At 63.3% G+C, this 11,234-nt stretch carries 15 protein-coding genes; 10 read left to right on the top strand and 5 right to left on the bottom strand.

Going from position 1 to position 11,234, the window contains the following annotated elements:
- The 3 genes from AACZ55_RS13345 to fdxA form a co-directional block, all read left to right on the top strand.
- The coding region (locus tag AACZ55_RS13345; RefSeq protein WP_339646840.1) for a hypothetical protein at positions 1 to 276 on the top strand (276 nt) is incomplete at its 5' end.
- A 4-nt stretch (positions 277 to 280) separates the two neighbouring features.
- Positions 281 to 610, top strand: coding sequence for an RNA-binding S4 domain-containing protein (locus tag AACZ55_RS13340; protein ID WP_339646837.1), 330 nt, complete (start codon positions 281 to 283; stop codon positions 608 to 610).
- A gap of 180 nt (positions 611 to 790) precedes the next feature.
- Positions 791 to 1,129: a ferredoxin FdxA gene (fdxA, locus tag AACZ55_RS13335; RefSeq protein ID WP_338609032.1), complete on the top strand. Its 339-nt coding sequence runs from the start codon at positions 791 to 793 to the stop codon at positions 1,127 to 1,129.
- A 7-nt stretch (positions 1,130 to 1,136) separates the two neighbouring features.
- Here fdxA and AACZ55_RS13330 read toward each other — a convergent pair whose 3' ends face one another.
- Positions 1,137 to 2,060: a helix-turn-helix domain-containing protein gene (locus tag AACZ55_RS13330; RefSeq protein ID WP_339646834.1), complete on the bottom strand. Its 924-nt coding sequence runs from the start codon at positions 2,058 to 2,060 to the stop codon at positions 1,137 to 1,139.
- A gap of 165 nt (positions 2,061 to 2,225) precedes the next feature.
- Between AACZ55_RS13330 and AACZ55_RS13325 the strand changes: the two genes are divergently transcribed.
- The 6 genes from AACZ55_RS13325 to AACZ55_RS13300 all read left to right on the top strand — a co-directional run bounded on the left by AACZ55_RS13325 (position 2,226) and on the right by AACZ55_RS13300 (position 6,564).
- The gene (locus AACZ55_RS13325) at positions 2,226 to 3,389 is read left to right on the top strand and encodes an amine dehydrogenase large subunit (RefSeq protein ID WP_339646831.1); all 1,164 of its coding nucleotides are present in this window, start codon (positions 2,226 to 2,228) and stop codon (positions 3,387 to 3,389) included.
- Positions 3,386 to 3,916: a MauE/DoxX family redox-associated membrane protein gene (locus AACZ55_RS13320; protein ID WP_339646829.1), complete on the top strand. Its 531-nt coding sequence runs from the start codon at positions 3,386 to 3,388 to the stop codon at positions 3,914 to 3,916. Before AACZ55_RS13325 ends, AACZ55_RS13320 begins: the two co-directional genes overlap by 4 nt.
- A 24-nt stretch (positions 3,917 to 3,940) precedes the next feature.
- Positions 3,941 to 4,540: a methylamine dehydrogenase accessory protein MauD gene (gene mauD / locus AACZ55_RS13315; protein WP_338609026.1), complete on the top strand. Its 600-nt coding sequence runs from the start codon at positions 3,941 to 3,943 to the stop codon at positions 4,538 to 4,540.
- 23 nt (positions 4,541 to 4,563) lie between these two features.
- Positions 4,564 to 5,115, top strand: a complete 552-nt coding sequence (locus AACZ55_RS13310; protein ID WP_339646826.1) for a methylamine dehydrogenase light chain — start codon at positions 4,564 to 4,566, stop codon at positions 5,113 to 5,115.
- Positions 5,112 to 5,561: a cytochrome c gene (locus AACZ55_RS13305; RefSeq protein ID WP_339646823.1), complete on the top strand. Its 450-nt coding sequence runs from the start codon at positions 5,112 to 5,114 to the stop codon at positions 5,559 to 5,561. The genes AACZ55_RS13310 and AACZ55_RS13305 overlap by 4 nt, the downstream gene beginning before the upstream one ends.
- A gap of 442 nt (positions 5,562 to 6,003) precedes the next feature.
- The gene (locus AACZ55_RS13300; RefSeq protein WP_339646820.1) at positions 6,004 to 6,564 is read left to right on the top strand and encodes a CarD family transcriptional regulator; all 561 of its coding nucleotides are present in this window, start codon (positions 6,004 to 6,006) and stop codon (positions 6,562 to 6,564) included.
- Between the two features lie 156 nt (positions 6,565 to 6,720).
- Here AACZ55_RS13300 and AACZ55_RS13295 read toward each other — a convergent pair whose 3' ends face one another.
- The 3 genes from AACZ55_RS13295 to AACZ55_RS13285 all read right to left on the bottom strand — a co-directional run bounded on the left by AACZ55_RS13295 (position 6,721) and on the right by AACZ55_RS13285 (position 9,732).
- Positions 6,721 to 8,193, bottom strand: coding sequence for a M48 family metalloprotease (locus AACZ55_RS13295; RefSeq protein ID WP_339646818.1), 1,473 nt, complete (start codon positions 8,191 to 8,193; stop codon positions 6,721 to 6,723).
- Positions 8,190 to 8,981, bottom strand: coding sequence for a thermonuclease family protein (locus AACZ55_RS13290; RefSeq protein WP_339646816.1), 792 nt, complete (start codon positions 8,979 to 8,981; stop codon positions 8,190 to 8,192). The genes AACZ55_RS13295 and AACZ55_RS13290 overlap by 4 nt, the downstream gene beginning before the upstream one ends.
- A gap of 178 nt (positions 8,982 to 9,159) precedes the next feature.
- Positions 9,160 to 9,732: a gamma-glutamylcyclotransferase gene (locus tag AACZ55_RS13285; protein ID WP_339646813.1), complete on the bottom strand. Its 573-nt coding sequence runs from the start codon at positions 9,730 to 9,732 to the stop codon at positions 9,160 to 9,162.
- Between the two features lie 115 nt (positions 9,733 to 9,847).
- Here AACZ55_RS13285 and AACZ55_RS13280 point away from each other — a divergent pair, with 115 nt between their 5' ends.
- Entirely contained in the window at positions 9,848 to 10,816 is a 969-nt protein-coding gene (locus AACZ55_RS13280; RefSeq protein WP_339646810.1) for a DUF2125 domain-containing protein, read from the top strand.
- Here the strand turns inward: AACZ55_RS13280 and AACZ55_RS13275 are convergent.
- Positions 10,808 to 11,234: prephenate dehydrogenase dimerization domain-containing protein (locus tag AACZ55_RS13275; RefSeq protein ID WP_339646808.1), on the bottom strand; the 427-nt coding region annotated here is incomplete at its 5' end. The two genes, AACZ55_RS13280 and AACZ55_RS13275, sit on opposite strands and share 9 nt — an antisense overlap.

Genomic DNA, 11,234 nt, shown 5'->3' with positions numbered 1-11,234 from the left:
CCCGCCGAGCCCGAGTTCGACGAAGTGTGGTTCCCGGCCGGTCGCCGTCCCGAGCGCACCCGCCCCGAACGCAACAAACGCGAAGGCAATCGCCCCCCGCGCCCCGAGGGCCAGCAGCGCTTCAAGGGCAAGGGCGGAAAACCGGGCCAACCCGGCAAGGGTGGACCGCGTGAGGACAATCGCGGCAACGATCGTCCGCGTCCCGAACGCCGCGAAAAACCCATCGACCCCGATTCGCCCTTTGCAGCGCTCGCCGCGCTCAAGACCCGCAAATAAGGTCATGCCCTCCGAGCGGCAGGATCGTCAGCGCCTCGACAAATGGCTCTGGCATGCCCGCATCACCAAGACCCGCACACTGGCCCAGAAACTCATCGAATCCGGCGCCGTGCGGGTCAACGGCCAGCGCGTTCTCGACAGTGACCGCTGGGTCGGTGCGGGAGACGGATTGACCCTCCAGATCCACACCCGTCTGAAGGTTCTGCGCATCGCGGCGATTGCAGACCGGCGCGGTTCGGCAAGCGTTGCAGCCACGCTTTACGAGGATATTTCGCCTCAAGGGCTCTCAGAAAAACTGGGTCCCACTTTTTCGGTTCGGAAGACCGAAAACTAGGGAAGGAGGCCGGCCGGCGTTTCGAAAGAAACGACAATCTGCCGACCCTGGAAAAACCGGAATCCTGATCGCTTTTGCCGCGCCTTCTTGGCAAGCGGACGCCTTGAAAGCCAACTCAAAACCGTTTAGCAAGCATGCGCTTGGCCATTTCCTCACACCGCCAGCTATCAGGATTGCCCCATGACCTATGTCGTCACCGACAATTGCATCAAGTGCAAATACACCGACTGCGTGGAAGTCTGCCCGGTCGATTGTTTTTATGAAGGTGAAAACATGCTGGTCATCCACCCCGACGAGTGCATCGACTGCGGGGTGTGCGAGCCCGAATGCCCCGCCGACGCCATCAAGCCCGACACCGAGCCCGGGTTGGAAAAATGGCTTGAGGTGAACACCAAATACGCCTCTATCTGGCCCAACCTCACCGAAAAGCGCGACGAATTGCCGGACGCCAAGGAGATGGACGGCGTCGAAGGCAAGTTCGAAAAATTCTTCTCCGAAGAACCCGGCGAAGGCGACTGATCCAGACTCAGACGGCCCGGCTCCGCATCAGCGTCTCGGACGGCGCCTCACCGAACTTGGCGGCATAATACTGGGCAAACCGGCCCAGATGCCAGAACCCCCAGTTCATCGCCACGTCCGAGACGGTCCGTCCTGCCTCCACGCCATTCGACAATTCCCGCCGCACCGCATCGAGACGCCGCAGCATGATCCATTCGCTTGGCGACAGTCCGGTGACGTGTCTGAACAGCACGCGCAATTGCGCCGGCTCCATCCCGATGGCCTCGGCCATGTCGCCAACCGATAGCGGCTCGCCGGCCTGTGCTGCGATATAATCGCGAACCCGCCGATAATCGCTCGCGACGGCCGGTCGGAACAACAGAGCCGCGCCTTTGGCGTTGCCGGCCATTCCCACCAGACGGTCGAGCAGCAACCCCCTGAGCACCTGGTCATAATGCGGCCCTGACGGAGCGCACCCGCTGCCATGCGCATCGAGCAGCGACAACAGCCAGCCGGCAAGTCCTTGCACCTGCACGCATCGCTCGAGCATGGCCGGCGTCGAGAAATCCATCTCGGGCAAATGCGCTTGGAGCAATTCGGCTTCGATGCTGACGATCAACAGATCGGACGGCTCGCTCCCCACGATCACCACCTCCTGCCCGCCCGGCGCGATCATCAGCGAGCCGCTGGCCAGCGCACTGGCCTCCACCCGCCAGCTCCCATCCGCCCCCAGCGGGATGGCAAACAGCACCCGACCTTTGGGCCCGGCCGATTCCTGAAGAATCGGCACCCCGATCCGCTCGCGGTAGATCGTCATGCCCGCCAGCGCCAGCGTGTCGATACTGCCCCAATACCGGCCGCGGCCAAGCTGGTCGTAGTGCTGCGACCAGCCCACGAGCCCGGTTTCCTGCTCGAAGGCGTCGGAATAATCGGCATGATGAAAGGCAAGCATACGAGGCGACCAGAAGATTGATCCGGCGCCATGCTAGCCAACCGCCCGCAAATTGGTCAACGAATTTATATGCCTAAAATTTACGCAACAATCGGAGTCAAACTGGATAGCGCGCTCGCTCGGAGCCCGCCTAAGCTTTGTCCATCAAACGCGATGGAGACCCGCATGGTAAGCCAACCCTACCTTCTGGCGCTGGCGCTCGGCACCGCTCTGACGCTTCCTGCATTCGCGCAGGAAAACGCCGATGCGCCAGAGCCGATCGCCCCCGAGACCCTGACGGTCAAGGAAGCGATCGATCCCGGCCCCAATATTTTCTCAAACGCCCAATCCTGGGACGGTGCCAGCCAGATCCAGGTCTGGTCGGCCGAGGATTTGACCTACAAGGGCAACATGACCGCCGGCCTGATGGGCCAGATGCTGATCTCCCCGGATGGAACAACGGCCTATGGCCAGTCCACCTACATGACCCGCATCACCCATGGCGATATCGAGCATGTGCTCGAAATCTACGACGTCGCGACCCTCTCGATCACCTCGGAAATCGCGCTGCCCGCCAAGGCGGCCATGGTCGCCGCCTACACGCCTTATCTGGCCATGAGCGCCGACGGCAAACTGGTTTATGTCCAGAACGCCACCCCCGCCACATCGGTCACCGTGGTCGATGTCGAGGCCGGCGAAGTGATCCAGGAAGTGCCGACACCGGGCTGTTTCGGCATCTATCCCACCCTCCAAGGCTATGGCTTTTCCACGGCCTGCGGCGATGGCAGTTTTGCCAGCTTCGCTCTGGGCGCCGACGGCGGCGAAGCGACCCGCTCGGTCTCCGAAGCCGTTTTCGATCCCGATGAGAACCCCATCTTCATCCCCGGCAAGCGCGTCGGAGAGGCCCTGGCCTTCATCACCTACAATGGCGACCTGATCACGCTCGATGACAGTGGCGAAAGCGTCGCCCTGCTCGACACCGTCTCGATCACCGACGATGTCGAGGATGCCTGGGCGCCCGGCGGATACGACCTGTTCGCCTACAGCCCCGCCGCCGACATCCTTTTCGTGACCATGCATTCCGAGCCCTACGACGGTTCCCACAAGAATGCGTCCGAGGAAATCTGGGCCTATGACGTGTCCGAGGATACCGTCCTCTACCGCACCCATGTCGAAGGCGTCATTTCCCTTTCCGCCACCGACGAAGAGGCACCCACGCTCTATGCCGTCAACGAGCACGAAGCGACGCTGGAAATCTTCTCGTCCGACCCCGAGGCCAAATACGTCCTCAAGCACGAAGCGTCCACCGACTCGCGCGGCTGGGCAACCCTGGTTTCGGTGGCCCCATGAGCAGCGCCGAATTCATGACCCTGCTCGCGGGCACGGCGGGCGCCTTTACCGCGCTGCTCTTTGCCCGCGCCGCATGGCACAAGCTGGCCGACTTTACCGAGTTCACCGGCTTTGTCGCTGATTATCAATTGGTGCCCGAGCCGATGGTGCGGCCCGTTTCGGCGGCCATCGTCGCCGCTGAAACGGCGGTCGTGCTCGCCTTCCTCCTCCCCGGCGGAGCACCCTTCGGTGCCCTGATCGCCATGGCTCTGCTGCTTGGCTATGCCGGCGGCATGGCGATCAATCTGCGCCGGGGGCGGGACCGCATCGAATGCGGATGCGGCGGGGCGGCCCAACCGCTGTCCTGGTCGCTGATCGGGCGCAACATCGCCATCGCCGCTCTGGTGGCCAGCGCGCTGTTCGCCCCCATCACCCTCAATCTCGAAGGCGCCATCGCCGCGATCGGAGCCGGGTTCACGCTCTGGCTGGGCTTTATCGCTGTCGAACAGCTTCTGGCCAACGCCGCGCGCTTTTCTCTCAAGCGCTGAGCGGCCAATTTTTGGATGGATGACATGAATGCACTGATTTTTGCCGTCGGCGTTCTCTGGGTAATCGTTCTCGCCCTGATCGTCGTTATCTTCGCCCTCGCCCGCCAGATCGGGGTGCTGTTCGAACGCGTTTCGCCCATGGGCGCCCTGGTCAACGATTCGGGCCCCAAGATCGGCGACACGACGCCGGTCTATACCCTGCCCAATCTCAATGGCGGCGCGGTCACAATCGGCCCCAAGCCGAACCGCTCCACGCTGGTCTTTTTCGTCTCGCCCACCTGCCCGGTCTGCAAAAAGCTCCTGCCCATCCTGCGCTCGGTCAAATCCGACGAGGGCAAATGGCTCGATGTGGTGCTGGCCAGCGATGGCGAACCGGATAAGCACAAACGCTTTATCGACACCGCCAGGCTCTCGGACTTCCCCTATGTGGTGTCCACCGAGCTCGGCCTTGCCTACCGCGTTTCGCGCCTGCCCTTCGCAGTGCTCTTCGATGAGCACGGCACCATCAAGGCCAAGGGCCTGATCAACAATCGCGAGCAGCTCGAGAGCCTGTTCAACGCCTCCGAAATGGGCGTCGGCTCGATCCAGAACTACCTCGACGCCCCAATTCCGGCCACCAACTGAACGCGCTTAAGGGAGCACTAGATATGAATGGTTTGATCGACTCTCTTCTGGCCTGGATGGACAAACGGGCCGAAAACTCCGCCCGCCAGGTCGCCCAGCAGACCGGCCGGCGCAATTTCCTCTCAAGGGCCGGCGCTGCTGTTGTCGGCGGTGTCGTGGGCGGCACCATGTTGCCCATGCTGCCCTATGACCGCAATTTCGGCATGGCCTTCGGTCAGGAGGGCGCGTCCACCGATGGCGACCAGACCGCCTGCGAATACTGGCGCTACTGCGCACTGGACGGCAATCTGTGCAATGATTGCGGCGGCGCCATCGACCAGTGCCCGCCAGGCTCGGAAACCTCCTCGGTCGCCTGGGTGGGCACCTGCGCCAACCCCAATGATGGCCGTGACTACCTCGTTTCCTACAATGATTGCTGCGGCAAGGCGTCCTGCTCGGGCTCGTTCTGCTTTACCTCGGAAGGCGAGCGCCCCGGTTATCGCATGGGGCTCTATAACGACATCAACTGGTGCATGGCCAACGCGTCCAAGGGCTATCACTGCACCGTTGCCGTCGTCGTGGGCCTGGCCGAGTGATCAGGATTGCCACCCTGACCCTGCTCCCGACGCTGCTTTTTGCGGCGCCGGGATTTGCCCAGGACAAGACCCCTCACACCAATTATGTGCTGCGCTGTGCCGGCTGTCACGGCATGAGCGGCGCGGGGGCGCCTTCCGCGGGAATATTCGATTTCAACGGCATGGTCGGCGCCTTTGCCGGCATCGACGAGGGCCGCACCTATCTCATGCACGTGCCCGGCGTCGCCGGATCGGGCCTTTCGGACGCCGAGATCGCCGCGGTCATGAACTATGTCATGAAAACCTGGGCCGGAGATTCCCTGCCCGAGCCCTACGAGCCCTTCACGCAGGCCGAAGTGACCGCGCGCCGCGCCATCCCCATCCCCGATGTCGTCGAAAACCGCCGCGAAGTGGTCGCCCTTCTCGAGGCCCTGGGCATCGAAACGGCCGACTACCCCTGGCCCTGACCGGCGTGCGCGCAAATCGGCTGTGGCCGGTTTAGGGCGGTCAACTGCCGGTGGTATTGAAAATCACACCCGCGCCCACCATATGCGATTGCGCGCCGCACGGCATCGCAATAGGCCCGCGCGCCGGTTGATTCGTAACTTTTGATTTTGTCATCAAACTGTGGTATTGTTCCCACAACCAGTTGCATCAGCCCTCACGCTAACCTGTGCCCCGAAGGGCACTTTTTTGTGAAACAAGCCAAAAAACCAAGTCCAACTGACCGGAAACCAGCGGAACCGGCCGGGAGTGCTGTGCGACTGAAAAATGATCCTCCCAAAGGATCAGGAAGCTGAAGCGAGATGCGTCTGCCGCAATGAGCGCGTCCGCGACAAACAAGAATTGGGTCCGTTCAGCGTTCGCCTGAATGCCGAACGGAACAAGGCGTCAACAGGAGTAGCCAATATGGCAACTAAAAAGACCACGCAGCGTGCGGGCTTCAAGACCGGCGAGTATGTCGTTTACCCCGCCCATGGTGTTGGCCTCATCCAGTCCATCGAGGAACAGGAAGTTGCAGGACTTTCTCTCGAACTGTTCGTCATCGGTTTCGAACAGGACAAGCTGACGCTCCGCGTGCCCGTTGCCAAGATCAATTCCGTGGGCATGCGCAAGCTGGCCGAACCCGAAGAAGTCACCAAGGCGCTCGAGACCGTCACCGGCCGCGCCCGCGTCAAGCGCACCATGTGGAGCCGCCGCGCGCAGGAATACGAGGCCAAGATCAATTCGGGCGATCTCATCGCGATCTCCGAGGTGGTCCGCGACCTTTACCGGTCCGAAGAGCAGCCCGAGCAGTCCTATTCCGAACGCCAGCTCTTCGAGCAGGCCATGGACCGCATGAGCCGCGAAATCGCCTCGGTCAACAAGATCACGCTGACCGAAGCGGTCAAGCTCATCACCAAGAACCTCGCCAAAAGCCCGCGTCGGGGCAAGTCCGACGCAGCCGATACCGAGGAAGCCGCAGCGTAAGCCGCGCTCTCAATCAATGCAAAAAGGCCGGTCCCAGCGACCGGCCTTTTTTGTTTGTGCCCATACAGGCGAACGCCTCAGGGTTGGTATGGAACCGGATTTTTCACCGGGGAAGCGGTCGGGGTGGGACCAGCGCTTGGGGCTGACCGGCCCGCCTCAATCCACCCGTACGACCTTGTAGGATGCGCCCGCCTCCACCGGATCGCCCGGCAGCAGATTGTTGAGCACCAGAAAAAGCTCGCGCCCGCGGTTGAGCTGGCCCATGCGCTGGGCCAGCGTGTCGGCATTGTCGCTGCCGCCCGCCCGCACCAGCCCCAGCTTGATGGTCCGAATTGCCGCGAGGTCGCTCTGCTGGGTGCGCCGCAGGCTCTCGACCGTCTGCTGCGCCGCCCGGCGGAACGCGCTCGTGTCGGCGCGTCCGGCAAAGATGAACCGGAACACACCATCGTCGACCCGCGCCACCGTCACATCGAAAAACCATTCCTCGGTCTGGGCCCGGCCCGTCGCCGTCTCGATGCCGTTGATGGTGCGCGTGGTCACCGTTTCGGGCTGCAGTCCGGCAATCCACCCCGAGCGCAGATAGTCGGCAAGCGATGTCGAAGCGGGCACCTGCGCGCTGTCGAACCGCAGCGCCGCCCCATCACCCGCCACGGCGACAACGGCCTGGTTGGACATCTGCAAGCCGTAGTCGGACGGCACGGTGAAGGTCAGCCCGTATTGCGGCGAGATATAACGCTGCCCGACAATCGTCCCCTGCTTGCCCGAATCCCCGAAGGTGATCCCGTCCACCGCCGCAAGATACCCCTGCCGGTCGGTGATCCCCACGCCTGGTTCGCCGTAATTGCGCGCTTCATCGATCGCCCGCTGGATACGGTCTGGCGTCGAGGGATGGGTGGACAGGAAGTCCTCGCCCCCGTTAGCGGCGCTGACAAACTGCGCGAACCGTCCCATGGCGGTCAGAAACCGCGCCGCCGCATGGGGATCGTAACCGGCGCGCGCCGCGATCTTGATGCCCTCGCGGTCGGCTTCGAGTTCCTGGTTCTGGGAGAACGCGGCAAGGTTCTGCGCCGAGCGCTCGGCGGTCGCATTGGCATCGATCACCCCGCCCAGAACCCCGGCAATCACCCGGTCGACGATTTCGGTGGTGCGCACCCGCGCGGAGCGGGCCCGCGCATGACGCAGGGTCACATGGGCGATCTCGTGGGCGATCACCGCCGCCAATTCGCTCATGTCGTTGGCCAGCGCCAGAATGCCGCGCGTCACATAGATGAACCCGCCCGGCAAGGCAAAGGCGTTCACTTCCGAGGAATCGAGAATGGTGATCGTGAACTGGGTGGCCGGCTGGCCCGCTGCCGCCAGAAGTTTCGAGACCATGCGCGCCAGCATCAGCTCGGTCGCGCGGTGCTCGTAAACCCCGCCATATGAAGCGATGATGCGTGGGTGCTCGCGCAGCCCGATCACCGCATCTTCGGGGTCCGTTCCGGCCGGCACCGCCGGCGCCGAACCGCCCGTCTGGCGCGTGGCGATATCCGACCCGCCCAGCAGTCCTGAACAACCCGCGACCGCGGAAACGAGCACAAGGCCCGTGCCCGACAGAAAGGCGCGACGTGTGAAGGTCCTCTCGTTCATGGTCTTGCCAGAACCTCGATCTGTTCGGGATGGGTGACATCGATGCGCGGTCCATCAGCGCTCTCGATCCAGCCGCGCACCCGGATCACGCTATTGTCCAGGCCGAGCGGATCGATACCCGCTTGCTCGAAAACCCGCAATCCCGCCTCTTCGATCACCGCGGTAAAATCTTCGCGCCACACGCGCCCGAAATTGAGATAGACTCGGTTTCCAACGCGCTCTGCGTTGAGCACCCGACCTTCCACAAGTTCATACCCGCCGACCCGATCGAGCAGCGCCCCCGGATCGGCGCCGTTACGAACCCCATAATAGGGATCGCGCCAGATACCCAGCCGGTCGGCCCGCCCCTGCGCCTCGGCGGCATAAAGGACATCCAGGCACGAGCGGTTGTCGGGAAACGAATAGACCCGCGCCAGGCCCCGGCGCAGCATTTCGGCCTGCACCCAGACGGTTTCCCCGTCGCGCTCGACCATCACATGAGCCAGCGCCCGTCCGTGCCGATCGCGATTCTCTCCGCCATAATAGAGCGAAACCTCGTGCCCCATCACCAGCTCGTCGATCGCCGCTTTGGCTTCATCGCCCAGCGGCCAGGCCTCGAAACCCTCGCGCCCCAGCGGCAGCTTGGGCGCCTGAATGCCGACCAGCCGCACGGTCAGCCCGCCCTCGAGATCGAACGTATCGCCGTCCGAAATCGAGACCACCCGGCCCGAAGGCCCGGCCTCCAGCGCATCGCAGCTTTGGGAAAGGGCAGGCGCAACGCCCGGCACGGCCATGAGAAGTGTCGTCACGAGCAAACGTCTGAGCAAATTCGGCCTCTGAACCGGGCCACCCCAGGGCGGCCGTATTTTGCGACTGAACCGCTGCATCCCCCGCAATGCTTCGGATTCGATTGTTGGTTCACTGTGCACGCAATTGCGGCAAAAATCATCATTATTGTCCGATCCCGGGCTTTTTAAGGGGCGCCTCTCACCCGGCCGCCGACTGGTTTTCGGCCGGCGCGTGCTTGCTGGCAATCATCGCCGCGAGCGCCTGCACCTGCCGGTCGGCTATCCCCATTTCTTTGAGGTGCCGGGCGGTGTTGATCACATACTCGATATTGGATCCGGCCTCCCCCACCGCGCCATCGACCAGCGCGAACTGCTCTTCGAGCGAAAGCCGCCCGGCATATTGGGGATGATGAGGATCGGCAACGAAAGTGAGGGTTTCCACGATCTCGCCATTGGCCAGCTTGGCCGGACGATGGGTTTCCACATACACCATGGTCACCTGCTCGCGCGCCCGCAGATAGTCGCGCACCTCGTCCCAGTCGCTCTCGGCGATCTTGAACGCCATCCCCACGCACGCCCCGCCGCGCTCGAGCCCGAACACAAGTCCCGGCCGCTCCGCTGTCCCCCGATGCAGGTGCGAATAGATGCACAGCCGCCGATGCACGCCACGCAATAAGGCCCGCTCGGCGCGCTCGAACACGAAACCGGGCCGCCAGATCAGCGATCCGTAACCGAAGACCCAGCGCGAGGATGGTTGAGAAGGCATTGACATGGGTCAAGGTTTGGCACGCGCATTCCCGGCGCGCAAGATGGCCGCGACCCACTCATCGGCAGCCAGGGCGCAATTGCCTCATGACGGCCACGCGCGAACCCTATATGAAGCGCCTATGAAGCGCTTTGTCATAATGATCGTCGCCGTCGTCGCCGTCTCGGTTCTGTGGATGGGTGGCTGGTTCTATATCGCCGGGCAGGTCCGTGGGGAAATTTTGTATCTGGCCCAGGCCGATGGCATCACCCAGCCGCGCCTGGTCTGCGACCGGCTCGATGTGGGCGGCGCACCCTTTTCGTTTTCGCCCCGCTGCACAGATGCGCAGATCACCTCCGGGGATATGACCATCGAACTGGCCGCCATCACCGGCACGGCGCTGTTTTACACCCCCACCCACATTCAGCTCTTCGCCACCGGACCCGCAAAGATCACCGATGCGTTCACCGGCGCCACCCAGGAGGTGCGCTGGTCGAACATGCACGCCAGCCTGCGGCTCGATAACGCCATGATCGAGCGCTTCTCGGCCCTGGCCGACGATCTGGTCTATGCCGACATGCTGATCGGGGAAACAATCATCGGTACCGCCACCCATGGCGAATTCCACCTGCTCGACGCCACGCCCGCCGATGCCCCGCCGGGAACCGGCACCGTGTTCGACGCCTACGCCACGCTCGAGGATGTCACGAGCCAAGACAACGACATCGCCAACGGCAGCCTCGTCATCGATGCCCGCCTGTCCGGCCTGCCCGATCCCGCGCTCTGGGGCGACCCGCAGGTGCTCGGCTTCTGGCAGGCACTGGGAGGCGAACTGGTCCTGCGCGGCATTGAGGCAAGCGCCGACGGGCTTTCGCTGACCGCCCAAGGGGCCGCCAACCTCACCGATGCCGGGCTGGTCAACGGCAATCTCGACATCGCCTCCCAGGGCGTTGCCGATCGCATCGCCGCTCTTGTCGGCGACCCGTCCGTAGCCCAGATCGTGCTCGGCAGCCCCGGCGAAGACGGCGTCTCGCGTCAGACCCTGCGGGTCAATGACGGCACCGTCGTTGTCGGCATCATCCCCGTCGCCAGCCTGCCGCCGCTATTCTGAAGCCGGCTCGGAAGGCTTTGGATCCCCATGCGGACGGCCGAAATCGGGCGCTTCGGTTTCCTGCCCGGCGGCAATGATCGAGCGGCGCACCGCCCGCGTGCGGGTAAAGAGCGTTTCCAGCGCCTCGCCATCCCCGACCCGCACCGCGCGCTGAAGCACCGAAAGGTCTTCTAAAAACCGCCCCAGCATTTCGAGCACCGCGTCGCGATTGGTCAGAAACACGTCGCGCCACATCACCGGATCGGACGCCGCGATGCGGGTAAAATCGCGAAACCCGGACGCGGAAAACTTGATGACTTCCGATTTGGTGTCCTGTTCGAGATCGTCGACGGTCCCCACGATATTGTAGGCCACCAGATGCGGCACATGACTGGTGATCGCCAGCACCATATCGTGATGGCCCGGGCTCATCGCCTCG

The sequence above is a fragment of the uncultured Pelagibacterium sp. genome (assembly GCF_963972885.1).
Classification (GTDB): Bacteria; Pseudomonadota; Alphaproteobacteria; order Rhizobiales; family Devosiaceae; genus Pelagibacterium; species Pelagibacterium nitratireducens.
Note: the sequence above shows the minus strand (reverse complement) of the source record. Positions and strands in the feature narration are given on the sequence as shown.